Raw genomic sequence first — 23995 nt, forward strand, 5'->3', positions numbered from 1 at the left:
ATCATCCGCCCACGGCACCCCGAGAGGACCGCCCCATGACCACACCAGATCGCACCGTCGCGAACGTACCGAGCCGTCGCGTGATCGGCATCGACTTCGGTGGCACCGGCACCAAGGGCGGGATCGTGGACCTGGACACCGGCGAGCTCGTCGGGGAGCGCTTCCGCATCCCCACTCCCCAGCCCGCCACCCCGGAGGCCGTGGCCGGCGTCGTGGAGCAGATCGTCGCCGAGCTGCAGTCCCGGCCGGAGGCCCCGGAGCCGGACTCCCCCGTGGGGATCGTCTTCCCCGCCATCATCAAGGACGGCGTCGCCCTGTCGGCCGCGAACATCGACAAGGCGTGGATCGGCACGGACGTCGACGCGCTGATGACCGAGCGGCTGGGCCGTCCCGTCGAGGCCCTCAACGACGCCGACGCCGCCGGCCTGGCCGAGGCGGTCTACGGCGCCGGGCGGGGCGTGAAGGGGCTGGTCATCGTGATCACCCTGGGCACCGGCATCGGCTCCGCGCTGATCCTCAACGGCCAGCTCGTGCCGAACGCGGAGCTCGGCCACCTGGAGATCGACGGCCACGACGCCGAGACCCGCGCCTCGGCGTCCGCGCGCGAGCGCGAGGAGCTGTCGTGGAAGAAATGGGCGACCAAGCGGCTGCAGCGCTACTTCAGCCACGTGGAGTTCCTCTTCTCCCCGAACCTGTTCATCGTGGGCGGCGGGGTCTCCAAGACCGCGGACAAGTTCCTGCCGTACCTCCAGCTGCGCACCCCGGTCGAGGTCGCCCGGCTGCGCAACAACGCCGGCATCGTCGGCGCGGCCCTGTGGGCCGGCATCCCGCACACGCCCGAGGGCTGAACCCCTCCCGCACGACGACGCCCGGGGCCCTCTGCACAGAGGGCCCCGGGCGTCGTCGTGCGGGAGACGCCGTGGCCGGGGCCAGGAGCACCGGCACGAAAAAAACCCGCCGGAGGCCGCGGCTTCCCCTCCGCAGCCCCCGGCGGGGGTCTGTTGCGCTCCCCACTCTACGACCGCCACCGGCGGGCGGCAAGGGACACGCCGGGAAAATCCTCCGGGGAACCGGCGGGTCAGAGCAGCCGCGGCTGGGACACGCCCTCGAGGCCCTTGTTCCTCGGCCGGCGGCCCGAGCGCTTGCGCGCCCCGGAACCCGGGGGCTCGACGGTGGCCGGGATCGTCTGCTGCCCCGTCTGCTCGGCCTGCTGGGCGCGCAGCAGGTCGATCGCGTCCTCGAAGTCGGACAGGCCGTCGAAGGCCTGGTAGACGCTCGCGAAGCGCAGGTAGGCGACCACGTCCAGGCGGCGCAGCGGGGCCAGGATCGCGAGCCCCACCTCATGGGCCTCGATCTCGGCGGCGCCCATGGCCCGGATCGTCTCCTCGACCTCCTGGGCGAGCATCGCGAGGTCGTCCTCGCTCACGGGCCGGCCCTGGCAGGCCTTGCGGACGCCGTTGACGATCTTCTGCCGGTCGAAGGGCTCGGTCACGCCGGAGCGCTTGATTACCGAGATGGTCGTCGTCTCCAGGGTCGAGAAGCGGCGCCCGCACTCGGAGCACTGCCGGCGGCGGCGGATGGCCGTCCCGTCGTCTGTGGTGCGGCTGTCGACGACGCGGGAGTCGGCGTGGCGGCAGAAGGGGCAGTGCACGGCGCGGCTCAGCCCCCGGTGCGGATCGTGACGGCCCGCCCGTGCGCGGGCAGGTCCTCGGACTGCGCCACCGCCACGATGTCCGGGCCGATCGCGGCCAGCGCCTCCTGCGAGTACTCGACGAGCTGCACGGCCTTCATGAACGCCGTGGTGGACAGCCCCTGGGCGTGCACCGCGGTCCCGCCCGTGGGCAGGACGTGGTTGGACCCGGCGGCGTAGTCGCCCAGCGGGACGGGACTGTACGGGCCGAGGAAGATCGCCCCGGCGTTGCGCACCCGGGCGGCCACCGCCTGCGGGTCGGCGGTGTGGATCTCGAGGTGCTCGGCGGCGTAGGCGTCGGCCACGGCGATCGAGGCGTCGAGGTCGTCGGTGAGCACGATCCCGGACTGGGGCCCGGACAGGGCGGTCGCGATCCGCTGCCGGTGCTTGGCCGCGGGCACCTGCACGGCCAGCTCCGCCTCCACGCGCGCGGCGAGCCCGGGCGAGTGCGTGATCAGCACGGCGCCGGCGGCCGGGTCGTGCTCGGCCTGGGAGACGAGGTCCGCGGCGACGTAGGCGGGGTCGGCGGTGTCGTCGGCGAGAACGGCGATCTCCGTGGTCCCCGCCTCCGCGTCCACGCCCACGACCGAGCGCAGCAGGCGCTTGGCGGTCGCCACGTAGATGTTGCCGGGACCCGTGACGGTGTCCACGGGCTCGAGGACGTCGTCGCCGTCGGCGACCCCGTAGGCCATGGCGGCCAGCGACTGGGCGCCGCCGATCGCCCACACCTCGTCCACGCCGAGCAGCCCGGCGGCGGCGAGGATGGTGGGGTGCGGCAGCCCGCCGAACTCCTTCTGCGGCGGGGTGCACAGCACCACGGAGCCCACGCCGGCGGCCTGGGCGGGCACGACGTTCATCACGACGGAGGACGGGTAGACCGCGAGCCCGCCGGGCACGTAGAGCCCGGCCCGGCGCAGCGGCGTCCAGCGGTGGACGAGGACCGCGCCGGGGGCGACCTCCACGCGGGCGTCCGCGGGCCGCTGGGCCTGCGCGAACGCGCGGGTGCGCTCGATGGCGGTCTCCAGGCCCCTGCGCACGGCGGGGTCCAGGGCGTCGACGGCCCGGCGGATCCCGGCCGGGTCGACCCGCAGCCGGTCCTGCTCCACGCCGTCGAAGCGCTGGGCGTAGCGGCGCAGGGCGGCGGCGCCCTCCGTCCGGACGGCCTCGAGGATCTCGGCGACGGCCTGCTCGGCGGACGCGCGCGAGCCGGTGCTCTGCCGGGGCACGACCGAGCGCAGCTCGGACCACGACAGGCGCCGGCCGCGCAGGTCGATGGTCCGCAGGGCCGCTGTCGTGGTCGTCTCAGCTGTAGTCACGACATCCATGGTATTCCACCGGGCCGCCCGGGTGCGCTCGGCTCGTTGCGCTCGCCGCCCGGGTGCGCTAGACCTCCAGGCAGGTGGGCCCGAGCAGGACCTTGAGGTCCCCGAACAGGGCCGGCGAGGGGTTCACCCGCAGGTCCGGGCCCAGGCGCAGGACCTGCACCTTCTGCCGGGTCTCCAGGTGGATGCGGACCTCGGAGTCGCCGCGGTGGTTGCGCAGCACCGCCCCGATCTCCTTGACCGTCTCCTCGGTGGCCCGGAACTCGGGCAGCGCGATGAGCACTGGCCCGTTGTGCCCGTCGGCGGAGAGCTCCGGCACGGTCAGCTCCTGGGCGGAGATCGTCACGGACCCGTCGTCCCGGCGCTGCAGCCGTCCCTTGATCACGCAGATCAGGTCCTCGGCGAGCACCCCGGCGATCGGGGCGTAGGCCTTGCCGAAGAACATGATCTCGATGGACCCCGTCCGGTCCTCCAACTCCACCCGGGCGTAGGCGTTGCCGGAGGTCTTGGCGATCCGCCGGGACAGGGACGTGATCATCCCCGCCACGGTGACCACCGCGCCGTCGGGCCGGCCGTCCTCGCCGAGCAGCGGCTGGATCGAGGTGTCGGCGTACTGGCCCAGCGCCTCGTCGAGCCCGCGCAGCGGGTGGTCGGAGACGTAGAGCCCGAGCATCTCGCGCTCGAAGGCGAGCAGGTCCTTGCGCTCCCACTCCGGGACGTCGGGCACCGCGACCGTCAGGGACGTGGTGGGGTCCTCGTCCATCCCCATCCCGCCGAAGAGGTCGAACTGACCGGCCGCCTCCTGGCGCTTGACGGCGACCGTGGCGTCGACCGCCTCCTCGTGGCACATCACGAGGCCCCGCCGGGTGTGTCCGAGCCGGTCGAAGGCGCCCGCCTTGACCATGGACTCGATCGTGCGCTTGTTGCACACCACCGCGGGGACCTTGGCGAGGAAGTCGTTGAAGGACGTGAACGCGCCCTTCTCCTCGCGGGCCTCGACCATGGCGGTGACGACGTTGGCGCCCACGTTGCGCACGGCGCCCATGCCGAACCGGATGTCGCTGCCCACCGGGGTGAAGTTCAGGGCGGACTCGTTGACGTCCGGGGGCAGCACGGTGATGCCCATCCGCCGGCACTCGTTGAGGTAGAGCGCGAGCTTGTCCTTGTCGTCGCCCACCGAGGTCAGCAGCGCGGCCATGTACTCGGCCGGGTAGTGCGCCTTGAGGTACGCCGTCCAGTAGGACACGAGCCCGTAGGCGGCGGTGTGGGCCTTGTTGAACGCGTAGTCCGAGAACGACTCCAGCACGTTCCACAGGGTCTGGCAGGCCTCGAGCGAGTAGCCGTTGCCCTGCATGCCCTCGAAGAAGACGGCCTGCTGCTTGTCCAGCTCCGACTTCTTCTTCTTGCCCATGGCCCGGCGCAGCAGGTCGGCCTGGCCCAGCGAGTAGTTCGCGAGCTTCTGCGCGGCGGCCATGACCTGCTCCTGGTAGACGATCAGGCCGTAGGTCGTGTCCAGGATCTCGGCGAGAGGTTCCTCGAGCTCCGGGTGGATCGGGGTGATCTCCTGCTGCCCGTTCTTGCGCAGCGCGTAGTTGGTGTGCGAGTTCACGCCCATGGGCCCCGGGCGGTACAGCGCGAGCACCGCGGAGATGTCCTCGAAGTTGTCGGGACGCATGAGCTTGAGCAGCTGGCGCATGGGCCCGCCGTCGAGCTGGAACACCCCGAGGGTGTCGCCGCGGGCGAGCAGCTCGTAGGAGTCCTTGTCGTCCAGGGCGAGGTTCTCGAGGTCCAGCTCGAAGCCGTCCTGGTTGAGCTGGATGTTCTCCAGGGCGTCGGAGATGATCGTGAGGTTGCGCAGCCCCAGGAAGTCCATCTTGATCAGCCCGAGCCCCTCGCACGTGGGGTAGTCGAACTGGGTGATGACCTGCCCGTCCTGCTCCCGGCGCATGATCGGGATGATGTCGATCAGCGGGTGCGAGGACATGATGACGCCGGCCGCGTGCACGCCCCACTGGCGCTTGAGGCCCTCCAGGCCCTCGGCGGTCTCGAAGATCTTCTTCGCCTCGGCGTCCTGGGCGAGGATCTCGCGCAGCTCCTCCGCCTCGCCGTGGCGCTTGGCGCCCGGGTCGTAGACGTCCTTGAGGGAGATGCCCTTGCCCATGACGTCCGGCGGCATCGCCTTGGTGAGCTTCTCGCCCATGGAGAAGGGGTAGCCGAGCACGCGCGAGGAGTCCTTCAGCGCCTGCTTGGCCTTGATGGTGCCGTAGGTGACGATCATGGCCACGCGCTCGTCGCCGTACTTCTCGGTGACGTAGCGGATCACCTCGGAACGGCGGCGGTCGTCGAAGTCGACGTCGAAGTCGGGCATGGACACGCGCTCCGGGTTGAGGAAGCGCTCGAAGATCAGGCCGTGCTCGAGGGGGTTGAGCTCGGTGATGCGCATGGCGTACGCGACCATGGAGCCGGCCCCGGAGCCACGGCCCGGACCGACCCGGATGCCGTTGTTCTTGGCCCAGTTGATGAAGTCCGCGACCACCAGGAAGTACCCGGGGAAGCCCATCTGCAGGATGATCCCGATCTCGTAGTCGGCCTGCTTCTGCACCTCCTCGGGGATCCCGCCCGGGAAGCGGTGGTGCAGGCCCTGCTGGACCTCCTTGACGAACCAGGACTGCTCGTCCTCGCCCTCGGGCACCGGGAAGCGCGGCATGTAGTTGGCGGAGGTGTCGAACTCGACGGAGCAGCGCTCGGCGATCTCGAGGGTGTTGTCGCACGCCTCCGGGAAGTCGCGGAAGAGCTCCCGCATCTCGGCGGGGGACTTCAGGTAGAACTCGTCGGCGTCGAACTTGAACCGCTTGGGGTCCGCCAGGGTGGAGCCGGACTGCACGCACAGCAGCGCGGCGTGGGACTTGGCGTCCTCCGCGTGCGTGTAGTGCAGGTCGTTGGTGGCCACGAGCGGCAGGCCGAGGTCCTTGGCGAGCCTGAGCAGGTCGCTCGTGACGTTCTTCTCGATCGCGAGCCCGTGGTCCATCAGCTCGCAGTAGAAGTTCTCGGCCCCGAAGATGTCCCGGAACTCCGCGGCGGCCTCGCGGGCCTCCTGGTACTGGCCCAGGCGCAGCCGCGTCTGGACCTCCCCGGACGGGCACCCGGTGGTCGCGATGAGGCCCTTGCCGTACTGGTTGAGCAGCTCGCGGTCCATGCGCGGCTTGTACAGCTGGCCCTCGAGGGAGGCCAGGGACGAGGCGCGGAAGAGGTTCTGCATGCCCTCCGTGGACTGGGCGAGCAGGGTCATGTGGGTGTACGCGCCACCGCCGGAGACGTCGTCGCGCCCGCCGTCGGCGAACTTCACGCGCGAGCGGTCGGAGCGGGCGGTGCCGGGGGTGAGGTACGCCTCGACGCCGATGATCGGCTTGATTCCGGCACTGCGGGCCTTGTTCCAGAAGTCGAAGGCGCCGAAGACGTAGCCGTGGTCGGTGGTGGCGAGGGACGTCATGCCCATCTCGTGGCACGCCTCGAAGAGGTCGTCGAGGCGCGCGGCACCGTCGAGCATCGAGTACTCGGTGTGCACGTGCAGGTGGGTGAAGCTCTTCTTGCCGGATGCCGTCGTCACCCGTCCAGTGTAGTGCTCCGCTCCGACGGCCCCGGCCGGGGCCCGGGCCCGCCGCTCAGGCGGGCCCGCCGTCCCGCAGGCTCTCCAGGGCGAAGGAGAGGTCCGGCGGGTAGGGGCTGTCGAACTCGACCGGCTCCCCCGTCCCCGGGTGCTCGAAGCCGAGGCGCTTGGCGTGCAGCCACTGCCGGGTCAGTCCCAGCCCGGCCGACAGCGCCGGGTCGGCGCCGTAGGTGAGGTCGCCGCAGCACGGGTGGCGCAGCGCGGAGAAGTGCACGCGGATCTGATGGGTGCGCCCGGTCTCCAGGTGCACCTCCACGAGCGTGGCCCGGCCGAACGCCTCGAGCACCTCGTAGTGGGTGACCGCGTGGCGCCCGCCCTCGACCACCGCGAACCGCCAGTCGTAGCCGGGGTGGCGCCCGATCGGGGCGTCGATCGTGCCCCGCAGCGGGTCGGGCAGTCCCTGCACCACGGTGTGGTAGACCTTCGTGACCGTCCGCTCCTTGAAGGCGCGCTTGAGGGCCGTGTACGCCCGCTCCGTGCGCGCCACGACCATCAGCCCGGAGGTGCCGACGTCGAGGCGGTGCACCACGCCCTGGCGCTCGGGGGCCCCCGAGGTGCTCACGGCGACCCCGGCCCCGGCCAGGGCGCCCACCACGGTGGGGCCCTTCCAGCCCGGCGACGGGTGGGCGGCGACCCCCGGGGGCTTGTCGATGACGACGATGTCGTCGTCGAGGTGGACCACGCGGAAGTCGTCGACGAGCTGGGGGACGATCCGGCCCGGGTCCTCCGGGACGGGCACGTGCACGGTGAGGGTCTGGGAGGTCTCCACGCGGAAGGACTTGGCGACCGCCCGGCCGCGGTGCAGCACGCGCCCCTCCGCGCACAGCCCGGCGGCGGCGGAGCGGGAGAGCCCCGTCAGCGCGGCCACGGCCGCGTCGACGCGCTGGCCCTCGAGCTCGGGCGGGACGGTGAAGCGCTCCTCGGAGTGGGTGGGCTCAGGCACGGGTCCCCTCCTCCCCCGGCGCCGCGCCGAGCGCGCCTCCCGGGCCGGCACCGGGCCCGGAGCCGGTGCCCCGGCCCGGGCGGGTGCCGTCGAGCTCGCGGCCGAGCAGGGTGAGCAGCACGACGAGGCCGACCCCGGCGACGACCCCGCAGTCGGCGACGTTGAAGATGGCGAAGCGGGGCACCGCGATGAAGTCGACGACGTGGCCCACCCCGAAGCCGGGCTGCCGCAGGAGCCGGTCGGTGAGGTTGCCGAGCGCCCCGCCCAGCACGAGGCCCAGGGCCAGCGCCCACGGCGCGGAGCGCACGCGGAGCAGGGTGCGGACGATGACGACGGAGACGACCGCCATGACGAGGGTGAACACCCAGGTGATGCTCTCGCCCAGGGAGAACGCGGCGCCCGGGTTGCGGATGAACTGCCACCACAGCAGGCCGTCGACCACGGGGATCCGCCGCCCGGGCACCAGGGCGGAGACGACCCACCACTTGGTGAGCTGGTCGAGGGCGTAGACCAGCAGCGCGGCGGACCGGGCACGACGACGGAGGGACCGGCCCGTGGCCGGTCCCTCCGTCGTCGTGCCCGGGGCGGCCGGGCTCAGGCCTGCTCGACCGCGTCGGCGGGGCGGGCGCCGGCGGGCTCGAGCGACGGGGTCGTGTCGAGGTCCTGCAGCTGGTCCTGGATGAAGCCCCGCAGGTTCGTGCGGTAGTCGGCCTCGAAGGCGCGCAGCCCGGAGACACGGGTCTCCAGCTCGGCCTGCTCCTCCTGCAGCACGGAGAGGGTCTCCTCGCGGGTGCGCCGGGCGTCGGCCACGAGCTCCTCGGCCCGGGTGCGGCCCTCGGCGATGAGCCGCTCGCGCTCGGCGGTGCCCTGCGAGACGTAGTCGTCGTGCAGCTTCTGGGCCATGGCGAGCACGCCGGCCGCGGACTGGGCGACGTCGACGGCCGGGGCGGCCCCGGTCGCCGCGGCGGGCTCGGCCGGTTCCGCGGGAGCCTCGGTGACGGTGACGGCGGAGGTCTGCGCGGGCTCGGCGGCGGTGGGCAGCCCCGGCTCCGACACCGGCGACGGCGCGGACTCCCGGGGCGCCACGGACTGCCCGGCGGCCTCGAGCTGCTGCTTGAGGTCGGTGTTCTCCTGGTTCAGGCGGCGCAGCTCCACGACGATCTCGTCGAGGAAGTCGTCGACCTCGTCCTGGTCGTAGCCCTCACGGAACTTGGTGGGCTGGAAACGCTTGTTGATGACGTCTTCGGGGGTCAGGGCCATGGGGCATTCCTCCTTGTGCGGGGCTGGGGCGGGCGCGTCCGCGGGGTCGGCGGGGGTCCGGCCGACCGGGTCCGGGGCGGCGCCGGGAGCGGGGCCGGGACCCGGCGGGCGGTCCGGCTACAGGGTACAGGGTGGGCCGTCGCGGCCCGGCTCAGATCAGCAGCTGGCCGACGATGCCCTGCAGGATGCTGATCGCGAAGATGAGGATGAGGAACCCCAGGTCCAGCGACACCCCGCCCAGGCGCAGCGGCGGCACGAGCCGGCGCAGCAGGCGCATGGGCGGGTCCGTGATGGTGTACACCGCCGACGCCGCGACGAGGGCGGCGCCGCGGGGCCGCCAGTTGCGGGCGAACATCTGGACCCAGTCGAGGACGAGGCGCGCCAGCAGGGCCACGTAGACGAGGTGCAGGGCGAGGTACAGCACGGAGAGCAGCAGTTCCATGGGGAGTCTCAGTTCTCCTGGTCGTCGTCGGCCTCGTCCGCCTCGTCGGCCGCGGAGGGGTGCCCGACGACCTCGACGTAGGACGGGGTGAGCAGGAAGACCTTGCCGGTCACCCGCTCGATGGATCCGTGCAGGGCGAAGACCAGTCCGGCGGAGAAGTCCACGAGCCGCTTGGCCTCCGCGTCGCCCATGTCGCTGACGTTCATGATCACGGGAGTGCCCTCCCGGAACGCCTCGCCGATGGACTTCGCGTCGTTGTAGGAGCGGGGGTGGACGGTGGTGATGGTGCGCAAGGTCGAGCTGTCCTCTCGAGAGCTGGAGAAGGCGCGCTTGATGGGGGTCACCGGCGCCCGGTACTCGGCCGAGCGGCGCGGTGCCGCCACGGCGGTGGACTCCTGGGCGCGCGCCTCGCGCGGCTCCTCGCGGATCGCGACAGCGGACTGGTGCTCCTGGCGGTCAGGCGTCGGCTCGTCGTAGTCCTCGTCCGTCTCGGCGAGGCCGAGATAGATCATGGTGCGGCGCAACGCTCCGGCCATGGTGCTCTCCTTGACTGTCTGTGCGGATATCGGCGGTGGGGGGAGGTCCGGGATCCTCGGCCGCCACGCGCCCGCAGGGATGCACGGAGCGCGGTACGGCCCTGGCCCGTCAGGGCCGTCCTCCAAGCTATCGTACGGGTGGTCGGGGGCCGAGGATATCGGAGCCGACGCGCACGTGGGTGGCTCCCCGGGCGACGGCTTCCTCCAGGTCGTGGCTCATTCCGGCGGACACCGCCGTGGCCCCCGGCAGGGACCGCTGCAGGAGCTGCGACAGTTCGTGCAGCCGGTCGAAGGCCGGGCCCGGCGGCGCGCCCAGGGGCGCGACGGCCATCACGCCGCCCGCGCGCAGGCCCTCCGTGGCGGCGATCCGCTCGGCGAGCGCGACGACGTCCTCGGGGCGGGCCCCGCCGCGGTGCTCCTCGGCGTCGAGGGAGACCTGGACCAGGCACGTCAGGTCCTCGGCCGCACACGGGCCCGGCGGCTCGTCCCCGGCGGCCGCGGCCTCCCGGTGGCGCAGCACGGCCCGGCCGAGGGCCGTCACCAGCGAGGCGCGGTCCACCGAGTGCACCCAGGAGGCGTAGCGGACCACCGACCTCGCCTTGTTGGACTGCAGCTGGCCGATGAAGTGCCAGGTCAGCGGGGCAGCGCCGAGCTCCCTCGCCTCCCGTGCCTTGGCGGAGGCCTCCTGGTCGCGGTTCTCGCCCACGTCGCGCACGCCCAGGCGGTGCAGCCGGGCGACGTCGGCCGCGGGGAAGAACTTCGTCACCGCGATCAGCGTGGGCTCGTCCGCCCGGGGGTCCTGGCCGGCCGCGGCGGTGGCGACCCGGGCGCGGACCCGGTCGAGGGCGTGCGCGAGCTCGCGGGTGCGCGGGTCTTCCCCCGCGTCCCGGCGGGCCGGGTCCGGCCCGGCGCTCACGCGGCGCCCTGCGCGGGGTCCGCGGGCGCGCTGCGCCAGACGAGGCCGGCGATGCGCCCGGAGCCCGGGTCCCGGCGGTGCGAGGACAGCCGCTCGTTCTCGCGCGTGCAGGAGGCCCCGGCCGGCCCGGCGACCGTGACCCCGAGGGCCTCGAGCCGGTCGCGGGCGCCCGCGGGCAGGTCGAGCGACGGGGTGCCCCAGGTGGTCGTGGCCGCCACCGCCGGGATCCGCCGCACGGACTCCTCCTGCATCGCGGCGGGCACCTCGTAGCACCCGCCGCAGATCGACGGCCCGATCCACGCCGCCAGCCCGTCGGACCCGCGGGCCCGCAGCTGCTCGACGGTCCGCTCGAGCACGCCGTCCAGCAGCCCGCGCCGCCCGGCGTGCGCCACGGCGGTGACGGGCCCGTGCGGGCCGCGGCCGACCAGCACCACGGGCACGCAGTCGGCGACCATCACGGCCAGGGACGCACCGTCCGCCGAGACGGCGGCGTCCGCCGTGGGCACCGGGGGCAGGGCGGGGTCGTCGGCGTCGGCCACCGCGGTGCCGTGCACCTGGTTGAGGAAGAGCAGCGAGCCCGCCGGGACCCCCATGGCCCCCTCGAGGGCCCGGCGCCGGGTCCGCACCGCGCCGCCGTCGTCGCCCGTGTGCAGGGCCAGGTTGCCCGCCCCGCGGTCCGTGAACGCCACCCGCACGCCCTGCCCGACGTCCTCCTGCCACCAGAACACCTGGTCCTCCTGTCCCGCCTCGTCGGCGCTGGCTCGTCCTGCCGTGTCCCGTCCGCCGCCCGGCGGTTAACGCGCCCGGGGGCGGACGCGGTCGCCCGCGCCCGCCCCCGGGTCGGAGCTCACTTCAGGAAGTCGGGGAAGTCCAGGGAGTCCTTGCGCGCGGCGCCCACGCCCGAGCCGGTCTCGGCCTCGGCGGGCAGGTCCACGTCGAACCCGGCGTCGTCGGGGACGTCGTCGTTGCCGACCGGCTGCGCCCACTTCTGCTGGGCGGAGGGCTGGCCGAAGGCCGGGGCCCCACCGCGCTGCGGGGAGCGACCCAGGCCGGCGGGCTGACCCGCGCCGGAGCCGAAGGCGGCACGGGTGGTCGCGGCCTGCTGGGCCGCGGCGTTGGTGTTGTTGGCGTTGGTCTCCGGGCTCACGGAGTCGAAGCCGGCGGCGATGACCGTCACGCGCGCCTGGTCGCCCAGGGCGTCGTCGATGACGGCGCCGAAGATGATGTTCGCCTCGGGGTGGGCGACCTCCTGGACCAGGCGGGCCGCCTCGTTGATCTCGAACAGGCCGAGGTCCGAGCCGCCCTGGATGGACAGCAGCACGCCGTGGGCGCCGTCGATGGACGCCTCCAGCAGCGGGGACGCGATCGCGAGCTCGGCCGCCTTCACGGCCCGGTCCTCGCCCTGCGCGGAGCCGATGCCCATGAGCGCGGAGCCGGCCCCCTGCATCACGGACTTGACGTCGGCGAAGTCGAGGTTGATCAGGCCCGGGGTGGTGATCAGGTCGGTGATGCCCTGGACACCGGAGAGCAGGACCTGGTCGGCGGACTTGAAGGCGTCGAGCATGGACACGTTGCGGTCCGAGATGGACAGCAGCCGGTCGTTGGGGATGACGATGAGGGTGTCGACCTCGTCGCGCAGCGTCTCGATGCCGTTCTCGGCCTGGTTGGAGCGGCGCCGGCCCTCGAAGGTGAACGGGCGGGTGACGACGCCGATGGTCAGGGCACCCAGCGAGCGCGCGATGCGGGCGACCACGGGCGCCCCGCCGGTGCCGGTGCCGCCGCCCTCGCCGGCGGTCACGAACACCATGTCGGCCCCCTTGAGGACCTCCTCGATCTCCTCGTGGTGGTCCTCCGCCGCCTGGCGCCCGACGTCTGGGTTCGCGCCGGCGCCGAGACCCCGGGTGAGCTCGCGCCCGACGTCGAGCTTGACGTCGGCGTCGCTCATCAGCAGGGCCTGGGCGTCCGTGTTGATCGCGATGAACTCGACGCCGCGCAGCCCCTCCTCGATCATCCGGTTGACCGCGTTGACGCCGCCGCCGCCGATTCCGACGACCTTGATGACGGCCAAGTAGTTCTGGGGGGTGGAGGAGTCCATGGGTGCCTAACTCGAGAGGAAGTAGTCCCGGATCACGTGCCCGACCTCAACCCTCGATCGAAGGTCGAACATCAGGCCGTCAGCTGTTCCCCGGGGAGGTTCGATGTCGGGGTCAAGACTAACAACGACGGGCATCACCTGCACGACAATCCATACCGCTTTCGACACTTTTCGCCAAAACCGCAGGTGGTCCCAGGATTGGGCACAACTCTCAGGCTCTGCCGGAGAGTGAGCAGGGGCACCCGCCGCTCAGCGCACGACCGGCCGGGTGGGGCTGGAGACGTCGTAGGTCTCGATGCCGGTGCCGGCCCCCCGGGCCTCGACGAGCTCGCGCAGCACCTGCGCCTTCAGCTCGCTCTCCTCGGCGGTGCCCCACACCACCGTGCGGCCGTCGGTGAAGGCCAGCTCCACCGAGGACAGGGACTCCGCCGAGGCGGTGCGCAGCTGGGCGAGCACGGACTCCGGCAGGGCCGCCAGCACGTCGGCGATGACGTCGAAGCGCTCCGTGGCCAGCACCTCGCGGCCGCCGGTGACGACGGGCACCGCGGCCTCCTCCGCGTCGGCGGCGACGGTCAGCTCGACCCCCTCCGAGTCGACGACCACGAACTCGCCGCCGTCCTCGACGGCGGCCACGGGCACCCGCTCGTGGAGCTCGACCACGAGCCGGTGCGGGGGCTCGAGCAGCACCTCGATCGAGCGCACCTGCGGGATCTGCCCGACCGTCTCACGGACCTCCTGCTTCGAGATCCGGGTCAGGGGCACGCCCCGGTAGGGCTCCAGGGCGGCCTCCACCCGGGCCGGGTCGGTGAGCTCCGCGCCGCGCACGGAGACGTCCCGCACGGCGAGCAGCGGGGAGAGGAAGAGCATGCCGAGGAGCACCGCCAGGGCCGCCAGGACGCCGAGGGCGATCCCCAGCCGGCGGCGGCGCCGGCGGGCCCGGGGCGAGCCGGGGAACGCGACGACGGTGGCCCCGCCGGGCCGGTCCCCGCCGCGGTCCGCCGCGGGCGCCGCCCCGGCCGCCGTGGAGCCGCCGGGCACGGCCTCGGCGTCGTCCGGCACGCGGGAGGCCGTCAGCATGCGGGAGGCCGCGCGCTCCTGCCGGTGCCGGCGCCACGCGCTGAAGCGGCCGCCGGCGGCGGGCACCTCCTCGAGCTCGTCCTCGTCCACGAGGGGCGAGACCTTGGCGCCGTCGTTGACGCGGATCCGGACCGCCGGGTCCCCGCCGGCCGGCGCGGCCGGGGCGTCCGCCCAGGGCGCCCCGGGATCCGGGGCGTGGGCCCGGTCGCCGGCACGCTCGGTGGCACGGTCGTCCGCCCGGTCGACGGCGGGCCCGGCGGAGGCCTCGCCGTCCCCCGGGTGCTCCCCGGAATGCTCCCCGGGGTGCTCCCCGAACCGGGGCTGGTGCGGTCGGCCGTGCCGGCTCATCAGCGGGTCCCGGAGCGGTCCGCGAGGCTGTCCACGAGCCGGGCCCCGAGACCGGTGACGTCACCGGCGCCCACGGTGAGCACGAGGTCGCCCGGCCGGGCGGCGCCGGCGGCCTCGGCGACGGCGTCGGCCCCGCGGGGGACGTAGCGCACGTGGGCCGGCGCACGGTCGGTGATGATCTCGCTCGTGAGCCCGGCCACGGGCTGCTCGCGGGCCGCGAAGATGTCCAGCACGAGGCTCTCGTCCGCCAGCGCGAGGGCGTCTGCGAACTCGGCGGCGAACTCCCGGGTCCGGGAGAACAGGTGCGGCTGGAAGATCGCGATCACGCGGTGCTCCCCCGCGACCTCGCGGGCGGCCGTGAGGGCCGCCACGACCTCGGTGGGGTGGTGGGCGTAGTCGTCGAAGACGCGCACCCCCCGGACCTCCCCGCGCAGGTCGAAACGCCGGGCGGAGCCGTGGAACCCGGCGAGGCCCCGGGCCGCGTCCTCGGGGTCCACGCCCGCCTCCAGGGCCACGCAGAAGGCGGCCGCCGCGTTGAGGACGTTGTGCCGACCGGGCACCGCCAGCACGAGCGGCACCTCCCGGCGGGCGGCGCCCTCGCCGAGCACGAGCGTGCTGCGCGTGCTCAGCCCGTCCGTCCCCCCGGGCAGCACGCGCACGTCCGCGCCGGCGTCGGTGCCGTAGGTGAGCACCCGGCCCCCGGCCGACCGGTGGCGCTCGGCGAGGCCCCGGGAGCCGGGGTCGTCCTGGCAGGCCACGAGCAGGCCGTCCGGGGGCAGGGTCGCCGCGAAGTCGTCGAAGGCCCGGAAGAAGGCCTCGCGGGAGGGGTAGAAGTCGAGGTGGTCCGGCTCGATGTTGGTGACCACGGCGACCCGGGGGCCGTACCGGAGGAACGAACCGTCGGACTCGTCCGCCTCCGCCACGAACCAGCGGCCCGTGCCGAGGGCCGCGTTGGAGCCGAGGTCGGCCACGTGCGCGCCGATCGCCCAGGACGGCCCCAGCCCGGCGTGCTGCAGGACGAGCGCGGCCATGGAGCTGGTGGTGGTCTTGCCGTGGGTGCCGGCGACGGCCACCACGTCCCGGCCGTGCATCGCGGCGGCCAGCCCCTCGGAGCGGTGCAGCACGCGCAGGCCGGCGGCCCGGGCGGCCGCGTACTCGGGGTTGTCCCCGGCGATCGCCGTGGAGACCACCACGGTGGAGGCCCCCGCCACGTTCCCGGCCCGCTGCCCCACGAACACCGTGGCGCCCAGGGCCTCGAGCTCCCGCAGCGCCGGCGAGTCCTGCCGGTCGGAGCCGCTGACGTCGGCGCCGCGGGCGAGCAGGAGCTTCGCGACCGCGGACATGCCCGCGCCGCCCATGCCGATGAAGTGCACCCGGCCCAGCTGCTCGGGGGCGACGTGCTGCTCAGCGCTCAACGGGGACCTCCTGGAGGATCAGACGGGCCATCACGGCGTCGGCGTCGCGCACCCCGCGGTCGCGGCTCGCGGCGGCCATGGCGGCCAGCCGGGCCGGGTCGGCCGCGAGGGGGTGGACGTGCTCGCGCCACCAGGCGGGGGTGAACGCGTCGTCGGCCACGAGCTGTGCCGCGCCGGCCTCCACGAGGGAGGCGGCGTTGAGCGCCTGCTCGCCGTTGCCGACCGGCAGGGGGACGAACACGGCGGGCAGGCCCACGGCCGCGACCTCGGACACGGTCGCCGCCCCGGCCCGGGCGACGAGCAGGTCCGCGGCGGCGTAGACGCGCTCCATGCCGTCCACGTACTCGACCTGGACGTAGCCGGGGGCGCTCAGCAGCGCGCCGTCGTCCCCGGTGAGCTGCTTGCCGCGCCCGGTGACGTGCAGCAGCTGGTAGCCGTGCTCCGCGGTCTCCGCCGCGACGCCCGCCACGGTCCGGTTCATGTTCAGGGCCCCGGAGGAGCCGCCCGTGACCACGACGGTCGGCACGTCGGGGGCGAGCCCGAAGGAGCCGCGCGCCTCGGCCCGCAGCGCGGCGCGGTCGAGCCCGGCGATCTCCCGGCGCATGGGCATGCCCACGGTCACGGCCCCGGGCAGCGGCGTGCCGGAGAAGGCCGTGGCCACGGTGCGGGCCCGGCGGGCGCCGACGCGGTTGGCCAGCCCGGGCCGGGTGTTGGCCTCGTGGACCACCACGGGCAGCCCGCGCCGGGCGGCGGCGAGGTAGACGGGGGTGCAGACGTAGCCGCCGACGCCGACGACGACGTCGGGCCGGACCCGGTCGAGGATCTCGCCGGCCTGCCGGACGGCGCCGAGGAGCCGGCCGGGCAGCCGCACGAGGTCCACGGAGAGCCGGCGGGGCATGGGCACGCGGTCGACGAGCTCGAGGGCGACCCCGGCCAGGGGCACGAGGCGGGTCTCCATCCCCGAGGCGGTGCCCACGGCCGTGAGGCGCACGCCGGGCGCCTGCTCGCGCAGGGCGGCGGCGATCGCCAGCAGGGGGCTCACGTGCCCGGCGGTGCCGCCGCCGGCCAGCAGGACGGAGGGTCCGGGGTGGGCGGTGGGCGGGTCGGACGGGCTCATGCGCGATCCTTGTTGGGGGTTCGGGGGCGGGGGGCGCGGGCCGGGACGGGGATCCGGCGGGGCAGGCGGGTGAAGGACATGACCACGCCGACGGCCGCGAGGCTCATCAGCAGCGAGGACCCACCGTAGCTGATGAACGGCAGGGGGATGCCGATGACCGGGAGCAACCCGGTGACCATGCCGATGTTGATGAACGCCTGCCCCACGAGCCACGTGACGATCGACGCGGTGGCGATCCGGACGAAGCGGCTGCGGGCCCGGAGGATGACGCGGGCCATGGCCAGGGCCATCAGCGCGAACAACCCGAGGATCAGCACGGTGCCCAGCAGCCCGAGCTCCTCCCCGATGATCGAGAAGATGTAGTCGTTGTGCGCCTCGGGGACGTAGCTGTACTTGAGCCGGGACTGGCCGAGTCCCACGCCCCACCAGCCGCCGGAGGCCAGCGCGCTGAGCCCCTGCTCGGACTGGTAGCAGGCGTCGGTGGCCCCGCAGTCCCCGAACAGCCAGCCCTTGATGCGGTCCACGCGGTGGGGGGCGGTGGCCACGGAGAGGGTGCCGAGGACCGCGGCCCCCGCGGCGGCGGCGCCGAACAGCCGCAGCGGCGCGCCGGCGAAGAACAGCGCGGCGGCGTAGATGAGCACGAACACGAGCACGGTGCCCATGTCCTTGCCCAGGGCGACCATCAGCACGGGCACCCCGAAGCCGAGCACCGACGGCCACAGGGCTTGGCGCCAGTCGCGCACGGCGTCGCCCTGCCGGGCCAGGACCACGGCGAGCCACAGGCACACGGCGAGCTTGGCGGCCTCGGAGGGCTGGAACGTCTGCCCGCCCACCACGATCCAGTTGCGGTTGCCGTTGACGCTGTTGCCGAGGCCCGTGAAGACGAGCCCGAGCAACAGCACGGCGAGCACGAGCAGGCCGGTGGCCCCGCGCCGGTACCACTCCGTGGGCACGAAGGAGAGCCCGAACATCAGCACGACGCCCAGGCCCGCGAAGGTGGCCTGCTTGAGGAAGTAGGAGTAGGCGGACTGCTGCGCCGAGATGGACTCCACCGCGGAGGCGGAGAGCACCATCATGATCCCGATGCCCGTGAGCAGCAGCACCGACCCGGCGAGCGCGTAGTAGGAGTGGATGAGCGGCCCGTCGACCAGGGCGCGCCAGAACCGGCGGGCCCCGCCCACGGAGCCGCGCGTCGCCTGGCGCAGGCCGGGCCGGTCCTGGAGCGCGGTCACGACAGCCGCTCCACGAGGTCCGCGACCTCCCGGATGAAGGCGTCGCCGCGGTGGGCGTAGGAGGTGAACTGGTCCATCGACGCGGAGGCGGGGGCCATCAGGACGGTGTCGCCCCGGCGCGCCGCCCCGTGGGCCAGGCGCACGGCCTCGGCCATCACGGCGTCGCCCTCCCGGGACCCGTCCTCGGCGGCGTGCAGGACGGGCACGTCCGGGGCGTGCTCGGCCAGGGCCTCCAGCAGGGAGCCGTTGTCCGTGCCGATCAGCACGACGGAGCGCAGCCGCCCGCCGTGGCGGGCGACGAGCCGGTCGTAGGAGACGCCCTTGGACAGGCCCCCGGCGATCCACACCACGGAGTCGAAGGCGGACAGGGACGCGTCCGCGGCGTGCGGGTTGGTGGCCTTGGAGTCGTTGACCCACACGACCCCGTGGGTCGTGGCGACGGCCTGGATCCGGTGGTCGCCGGGCTCCCAGGCGCGCAGCCCGTCGCGCACTGCCTCGGGCGCGACGCCCGCGGCGCGGGCCAGGGCCGCGGCGGCCAGGGCGTTGGCCACCCCGTGCCGGGTGGGGATCGGGCCCGTGTCGGCGATCGAGGCGAGCTCCAGCGCGGAGCCGCGGCGCTCCGTGAGGAAGGCGCGGTCCACGAGCAGGTCCTCGACCACGCCGAGCATGCTCACGTCCGGGGTGTCGAGGGTGAAGCCCACGGCCCGGCAGCCCTCCACGACGTCGGCCTCCTCGACCATGCGCACGGTCTCGGGCTGCTGGGCGTTGTAGACGCAGGCGATGCGGGTGTTCTCGTAGATCCGGGACTTGTCCGCGGCGTAGTTGTCGTAGCCGCCGTGCCAGTCCACGTGGTCCTCGGCGATGTTGAGCACCACCGAGGCCAGCGGGGACAGGGAGTGCGCCCAGTGCAGCTGGAAGCTGGAGAGCTCGACGGCGAGCACGTCGTACTCGACGGGCTCGCGCAGGGCGTCGAGCACGGGGGTGCCCACGTTGCCGACGGCGGCCGCGCGCAGGCCGCCGGCCCGCAGCATGGCCTCCGTCATCCCGACGGTCGTGGTCTTGCCGTTGGTGCCGGTGATGCACACCCACTCGGCGGTGCGCTTCCCGGCGCGCTCGCGCACGCGCCAGGCCAGCTCGATGTCGCCCCAGATCTGGACGCCCTCCGCGGCGGCGGCCGCCAGCAGGGGGTGGCCCGGGGGGAAGCCCGGGGAGGTGACGACCAGCTCGGGGCGGCGGCCCTCGACGTCGGGCACGGCGTCGTAGACGCCCTCCCCGAGCAGCACGTCGGCGGCGCCCACGATCCGGAGCGTGTCCGCCTTGCCGCGGGTCTGCGGGGAGTCGGTGCCGTCGACGACGACGACGCGCGCGCCGAGCTCGATCAGGGTGTCGGCGGCGGCGAAGCCGGAGACGCCGAGGCCGGCCACGACGACGCGCAGTCCCGCCCAGTCGGCGTCCCAGCTGGTGAGCCCCGCCAGGCGCGGGTCCTCGTGGACGGGGTTGTCGTTGCTCGCGTGGATCACTGGACCATACCTCCGTGGGACAGCAGCCAGTCGCCGTAGAACACGCCGAGCGCGGCCGCGACGAACAGCCCGGCGATCATCCAGAACCGGACCACGATGGTGACCTCGTGCCAGCCCTTGAGCTCGAAGTGGTGCTGCAGGGGCGCCATCTTGAAGATGCGCTTGCCGCCGGAGAGCTTGAAGTAGCCGACCTGCAGGATGACGGAGACCGTGATGATCACGAACAGCCCGGCGATGAGCACGAGCAGCAGCTCGGTGCGGGTGAGGACCGCGAAGGCGGCCAGCGCCCCGCCCAGGCCCAGGGACCCGGTGTCGCCCATGAAGATCTTGGCCGGCGAGGTGTTCCACCACAGGAAGCCGACGAGGGCCCCGACGAGCGCGGCGGCCGTGAGGGCGAGGTCGGCGGCGTCGCGCACCTCGTAGCACACCCCCTGGACCCCGGACCCGCACAGGTGCGTGTTCTGCCACATCGCGATGAGCATGTAGCCGCTGAACACCAGGATGGAGGCGCCGGTCGCGAGCCCGTCGAGCCCGTCGGTGAGGTTGACGGCGTTGGTGGTGGCCGTGGCGATGAGGTTCACCCACACGACGAACAGCACCGCCCCGAGCACGGGCCCCGCGAAGGCGAGGTCCACGGCGGTGTCCCGGGTGAGGGAGATCGCCGAGGACGCGGCGGTCGCCCCGGTCGCGTCGGGCACGAGCAGCACGAGCAGGGCGAAGGCGACGCCGATGACGCCCTGCAGGACGATCTTGCCGGCGGCGCTGAGGCCCAGGTTCTGCTTCTTGGCGATCTTCTTGTAGTCGTCGACGAACCCGACCGCGCCCATCCCCAGCATCAGCAGCAGCGCGCACAGCCCGGAGAGCGTGACGCCCCCGTAGCCGGGCCACACGAGCGAGGAGACGAGGTGGGTGAGGCCGTAGGCGAGCACGACCGAGCCGAGGATCGCGACGCCGCCCATCGTGGGGGTGCCGCGCTTGGTGTGGTGGCTCGTGGGCCCGTCGTCCCGGATGAACTGGCCGTAGCCGCGCCGGGCGAGGAACTTGATGAAGGCGGGCGTCCCGAGCAGGGAGAGGGCCAGGGCGAAGCCGGCCGCCATGAGGATCTGGATCATGCGCTGCGGTCCTCCTGCGCGGCGGGGCCCGCGGTGCCGGCGGGGCCGTCGGCGTCGAGGCCCGCGTTGACGAAGGGGCCCGCCGAGCGCCAGTGGTCGCCGCGGGCGGGGGCGTCGTTGCGCGGCGCCGGCCCGTCCTGGCCGGCGCCGGCCGCGGCCGCGACCCGGTCGCCGAGCACGCGCAGCCCGGAGGCGTTGGAGGACTTGAACAGGACGATGTCGCCGGGGGCGAGCTCGTGGCGCAGGATCTCCTCCGCCTCCTCGGCGTCGGCCGCCCACGTGGCCTCGTTGCCCCAGGAGCCCTCCAGCTGGGCGGCGTCGTAGACGGGGCGGGCGAGCTCGCCGACCGCGATCAGCTTCGAGATGTTCAGCCGCACGACCATCCGCCCGAGGGCGTCGTGCTCCTCGACGGTGCTCTCGCCGAGCTCGAGCATGCCGCCGAGCACGGCCCAGGTGCGGCGGGGACCGGCGCCGTCGGCGCCGCGGCCCAGCTGGGCGAGGCTCTGCAGCGCCGCGCGCATGGACTGGGGGTTGGCGTTGTAGGCGTCGTTGATCACGGTGACGCCGTCGGGGCGCTCGGTGCGCTCCATCCGCCACCGGCTCGCGGCGCCCTGGGCGTTGAGCGAGGCCGCGATCCGCTCGGGGGCGACGCCGGCCACGAAGGCCGCCGACGCCGCGGCGAGCAGGTTGGTGACGTGGTGCTCGCCGATGAGCCGGGAGACGATCCGGTGCACGGAGCCGTCGGGGAAGTGCAGGTCGAACTCGGGCGAGCCGCCGGGGCCGAGCCGCACGTCCGCGGCGTGCACGCGGGCCGCCGGGACGTCGGGCAGGACGTTGGCCGGGGACTCCCCGAAGAAGACCACCGGGGCGGCGGTGCGGCGGTGCATCTGGCGCACCGCGGGGTCGTCGTCGTTGAGCACGGCCACCCCGTCGGCGCGCAGCGCCTCCACGAGCTCGCCCTTGGCCCGGGCGATGTTGGCGACACCGCCGAACTCGCCGGCGTGGGCGGAGCCCACGCACAGCACCACCCCGACGTCCGGGCGGACCATGCGGCAGAGGTAGTCGATGTTGCCGATCCTGGTGGCGCCCATCTCCACGACGAGGTAGCGGGTCTCGGGCGTGGTTTCGAAGACGGTCAGGGGCACGCCGACCTCGCCGTTGTAGGACCCGCGCGGCGCGACCGTCGGGCCCTCGGCCTCGAAGATGCCCTTGAGCAGGTCCTTGGTGGTGGTCTTGCCCACGGACCCGGTCACGGCGACGACCTTGACCCCGTGCTGGGCGCGCAGCTGCGCGACGACCCACGCCGCGAGCCGGCCCATGGCCTCCACGACGTCCGGGACGACCACGGCGGGGTAGACGGCTCCCGCGGCGTCGGCGACCTCGCGCTCCACGAGGGCCAGCACGGAGCCTGCCGCGAAGGCGGCGCCCACGAACTCGTGGCCGTCGGTGACCTCACCGGGCTTGGCCACGAACAGGGTCCCGGGACGGGCCTCGCGGGAGTCGGTGGTGACGTGCCGGACCAGGACCTCCCCGGCGTGCTCGCCGGCGCTCCCTCCGCCGGTTCCCCCGGCGGCGTCCCGGCCGGCTGCGTCGACCGCGCGCCCGCCGGTGATCTGCGCGATCTGTGCAGCGGTCAGTTCGATCATCGGTCCTCCCAACGGCCCTGCTGCGCGTCGGCCAGTGCGGCCCGCAGCTCTTCCCTGTCGTCCAGCGGGTGGTCCACGCCCCGGATCTCCTGGACCGTCTCGTGCCCGCGGCCCGCCACGAGCACGGAGTCCTCGGGCCCCGCCATGGCCACCGCGGCGCGGATGGCCACGGCGCGGGGCTCGAGCACGAGCACCTCCGTGGCGCGGGCGCCGGCCTCCTGCGCGGCGCGGGCGCCGCCGGCGACCTGCTCGCGGATCCCGGCGGGCTCCTCGTCGTGCGGGTCGTCGTCGGTGACGATGACGACGTCGGCGTGCCGGGCCGCGACCTCGCCCATGATCGGGCGCTTGGAGCGGTCGCGCTCCCCCGTGGCCCCGAAGACCACGATGAGGCGCCCGCCGCGTCCGGGCGGCTCGACGGCGCCCAGCGCCCGGCGCAGGGCGTCCGGGTTGTGCGCGAAGTCCACGACGGCGGTCGGCTCCGTGCCGACGAGCTGCATCCGGCCGGGCACGTCCGTGGTCAGCGGGTCGGCGTCGTCGAGCGCCCGCTGGACGTCGGCGACGCCGGCCCCGGAGGCCACGACCATGACCACGGCGAGGGCGGCGTTGGCCACGTTGAAGTCCCCGGGCAGCCCGGTGGACACGCGCAGCGCCCGGCCGTCGCGGTGGCGCAGCTCGAAGGCGTGGCCGATGCCGCGGCGGTCGAGGGCGGTGAGCGTCCAGTCGGCCCCGTGGCGGTCCGGGCCGCCGTTGCGGTCCCCGGGCACGTCGCCGCGCAGGGCGATCGTGTCCACGTGCTCGGCCCCGAGCTGCTCGCGCGCGTGCTCGGCCATCCGCAGGCCCCAGGCGTCGTCCACGTCCTGGACGACGACCACCGCCCGGCGCGTGCGCTCGGGGGTGAACAGCTGCGCCTTGACGGCGAAGTACTCCTCCATCGACCCGTGCAGGTCCAGGTGGTCCTGGGTGAGGTTGGTGAACCCGGCCACGTCGTAGCGGACCCCGTCCACCCGGTGGAACTGCAGGGCGTGCGAGGAGACCTCCATGGACGCCGCGGTGATGCCGCGCTCGCGCATCAGCGCGAGCAGGGAGTGCACGTGCGGGGCCTCGGGCGTGGTGAGCCGGGACGGGATGGACTCGTCGCCGGCGAGGATCTCGATGGTCCCGATCAGCCCGGTGCGGTGGCCCAGGGCGCGCAGCAGCGAGTTCGTGAAGTAGGTGGTGGTGGTCTTGCCGTTGGTCCCGGTGACGGCGAAGAGGGCGGGCGCGGTGCCGTCCTCCGGCCGGGAGCCGTAGACGCGGGCGGCGATCGCGCCCACGGACCGGCGGGGGTCGGGGGCGACGACGACGGGCAGGCCGACCCCGGAGCGCTCGAGCAGCTCCCGGCCCGCGGTGTCGGTGAGCACGGCGACCGCGCCCGCGCGCCGGGCGTCCGCGGCGAACTGGGCGCCGTGGGCGCGGGCGCCGGGCAGGGCCGCGTAGAGGTCCCCCGGGCGCAGCTGCCGGGAGTCCAGGGAGACGCCGGTGACGGCCGCGGAGGCTTCGCCGGCGCCCAGGGTGCCGCCCGCGAGCCGCGCCGTCTCGGCCAGGCTCAGCGGCCGGGGCCGGGCGGGGCGCATCGTCTGCGCGTCGTGTCCCTGCTGGGCTGTCGCGTCCATCAACG

The 23995-nt window shown here is 74.1% G+C and carries 20 protein-coding genes; 1 reads left to right on the top strand and 19 read right to left on the bottom strand.

The annotated features are described in order from the left end of the window. Positions 1–35 precede the first annotated feature (35 nt). On the top strand, positions 36–848 hold the full coding sequence (gene ppgK, locus M3185_RS10100) for a polyphosphate--glucose phosphotransferase (RefSeq protein WP_251333550.1): 813 nt from the start codon (positions 36–38) through the stop codon (positions 846–848). A gap of 230 nt (positions 849–1078) precedes the next feature. On the opposite strand, the gene nrdR is transcribed toward ppgK, so the two are convergent. The 19 genes from nrdR to M3185_RS10195 all read right to left on the bottom strand — a co-directional run bounded on the left by nrdR (position 1079) and on the right by M3185_RS10195 (position 23990). Beyond that, positions 1079–1651: a transcriptional regulator NrdR gene (gene nrdR / locus M3185_RS10105; protein WP_251333551.1), complete on the bottom strand. Its 573-nt coding sequence runs from the start codon at positions 1649–1651 to the stop codon at positions 1079–1081. An 8-nt stretch (positions 1652–1659) separates the two neighbouring features. Then, positions 1660–3015 carry a histidinol dehydrogenase gene (hisD, locus tag M3185_RS10110; RefSeq protein ID WP_251333552.1) on the bottom strand — a complete coding sequence of 452 codons (1356 nt, stop codon included), beginning with the start codon at positions 3013–3015 and terminating at the stop codon, positions 1660–1662. Positions 3016–3073: 58 nt separating this feature from the next. Further along, positions 3074–6619: a DNA polymerase III subunit alpha gene (gene dnaE / locus M3185_RS10115; protein WP_251333553.1), complete on the bottom strand. Its 3546-nt coding sequence runs from the start codon at positions 6617–6619 to the stop codon at positions 3074–3076. 55 nt (positions 6620–6674) lie between these two features. Beyond that, a complete protein-coding gene (locus M3185_RS10120; RefSeq protein WP_251333554.1) occupies positions 6675–7622 on the bottom strand; it encodes an RluA family pseudouridine synthase in 948 nt (315 codons plus the stop codon). Continuing rightward, positions 7615–8085: a signal peptidase II gene (lspA, locus tag M3185_RS10125; RefSeq protein WP_374238493.1), complete on the bottom strand. Its 471-nt coding sequence runs from the start codon at positions 8083–8085 to the stop codon at positions 7615–7617. Before lspA ends, M3185_RS10120 begins: the two co-directional genes overlap by 8 nt. 131 nt (positions 8086–8216) lie before the next feature. Further along, positions 8217–8882, bottom strand: a complete 666-nt coding sequence (locus M3185_RS10130; protein ID WP_251333555.1) for a DivIVA domain-containing protein — start codon at positions 8880–8882, stop codon at positions 8217–8219. Between the two features lie 151 nt (positions 8883–9033). Continuing rightward, positions 9034–9324 carry a YggT family protein gene (locus tag M3185_RS10135; protein ID WP_251333556.1) on the bottom strand — a complete coding sequence of 97 codons (291 nt, stop codon included), beginning with the start codon at positions 9322–9324 and terminating at the stop codon, positions 9034–9036. A gap of 8 nt (positions 9325–9332) precedes the next feature. Next, on the bottom strand, positions 9333–9860 hold the full coding sequence (locus tag M3185_RS10140; protein WP_251333557.1) for a cell division protein SepF: 528 nt from the start codon (positions 9858–9860) through the stop codon (positions 9333–9335). 127 nt (positions 9861–9987) lie between these two features. Then, positions 9988–10776 carry a YggS family pyridoxal phosphate-dependent enzyme gene (locus M3185_RS10145; protein ID WP_251333558.1) on the bottom strand — a complete coding sequence of 263 codons (789 nt, stop codon included), beginning with the start codon at positions 10774–10776 and terminating at the stop codon, positions 9988–9990. Beyond that, positions 10773–11504, bottom strand: a complete 732-nt coding sequence (locus M3185_RS10150) for a polyphenol oxidase family protein (RefSeq protein ID WP_251333559.1) — start codon at positions 11502–11504, stop codon at positions 10773–10775. The genes M3185_RS10145 and M3185_RS10150 overlap by 4 nt, the downstream gene beginning before the upstream one ends. A 119-nt stretch (positions 11505–11623) precedes the next feature. After that, positions 11624–12871 carry a cell division protein FtsZ gene (gene ftsZ / locus M3185_RS10155; RefSeq protein WP_251333560.1) on the bottom strand — a complete coding sequence of 416 codons (1248 nt, stop codon included), beginning with the start codon at positions 12869–12871 and terminating at the stop codon, positions 11624–11626. A gap of 249 nt (positions 12872–13120) precedes the next feature. After that, positions 13121–14296: a cell division protein FtsQ/DivIB gene (locus M3185_RS10160; RefSeq protein ID WP_251333561.1), complete on the bottom strand. Its 1176-nt coding sequence runs from the start codon at positions 14294–14296 to the stop codon at positions 13121–13123. Beyond that, entirely contained in the window at positions 14296–15711 is a 1416-nt protein-coding gene (gene murC / locus M3185_RS10165) for a UDP-N-acetylmuramate--L-alanine ligase (protein ID WP_251333562.1), read from the bottom strand. Before murC ends, M3185_RS10160 begins: the two co-directional genes overlap by 1 nt. Further along, positions 15701–16828, bottom strand: a complete 1128-nt coding sequence (murG, locus tag M3185_RS10170; RefSeq protein ID WP_251333563.1) for an undecaprenyldiphospho-muramoylpentapeptide beta-N-acetylglucosaminyltransferase — start codon at positions 16826–16828, stop codon at positions 15701–15703. The genes murC and murG overlap by 11 nt, the downstream gene beginning before the upstream one ends. Then, a complete protein-coding gene (ftsW, locus tag M3185_RS10175; protein ID WP_251333564.1) occupies positions 16825–18060 on the bottom strand; it encodes a putative lipid II flippase FtsW in 1236 nt (411 codons plus the stop codon). Before ftsW ends, murG begins: the two co-directional genes overlap by 4 nt. After that, positions 18057–19580, bottom strand: coding sequence for a UDP-N-acetylmuramoyl-L-alanine--D-glutamate ligase (murD, locus tag M3185_RS10180; RefSeq protein WP_251333565.1), 1524 nt, complete (start codon positions 19578–19580; stop codon positions 18057–18059). Before murD ends, ftsW begins: the two co-directional genes overlap by 4 nt. Then, positions 19577–20692, bottom strand: a complete 1116-nt coding sequence (gene mraY, locus M3185_RS10185; RefSeq protein ID WP_251333566.1) for a phospho-N-acetylmuramoyl-pentapeptide-transferase — start codon at positions 20690–20692, stop codon at positions 19577–19579. Before mraY ends, murD begins: the two co-directional genes overlap by 4 nt. Further along, the gene (locus M3185_RS10190; protein ID WP_251333567.1) at positions 20689–22338 is read right to left on the bottom strand and encodes a UDP-N-acetylmuramoyl-tripeptide--D-alanyl-D-alanine ligase; all 1650 of its coding nucleotides are present in this window, start codon (positions 22336–22338) and stop codon (positions 20689–20691) included. Before M3185_RS10190 ends, mraY begins: the two co-directional genes overlap by 4 nt. Further along, positions 22335–23990, bottom strand: coding sequence for a UDP-N-acetylmuramoyl-L-alanyl-D-glutamate--2,6-diaminopimelate ligase (locus M3185_RS10195; RefSeq protein WP_251333568.1), 1656 nt, complete (start codon positions 23988–23990; stop codon positions 22335–22337). Before M3185_RS10195 ends, M3185_RS10190 begins: the two co-directional genes overlap by 4 nt. Positions 23991–23995 lie beyond the last annotated feature (5 nt).

Origin of the sequence: Kocuria rosea, assembly GCF_023715525.1 — a bacterium.
Taxonomy (GTDB): domain Bacteria; phylum Actinomycetota; class Actinomycetes; order Actinomycetales; family Micrococcaceae; genus Kocuria; species Kocuria rosea_A.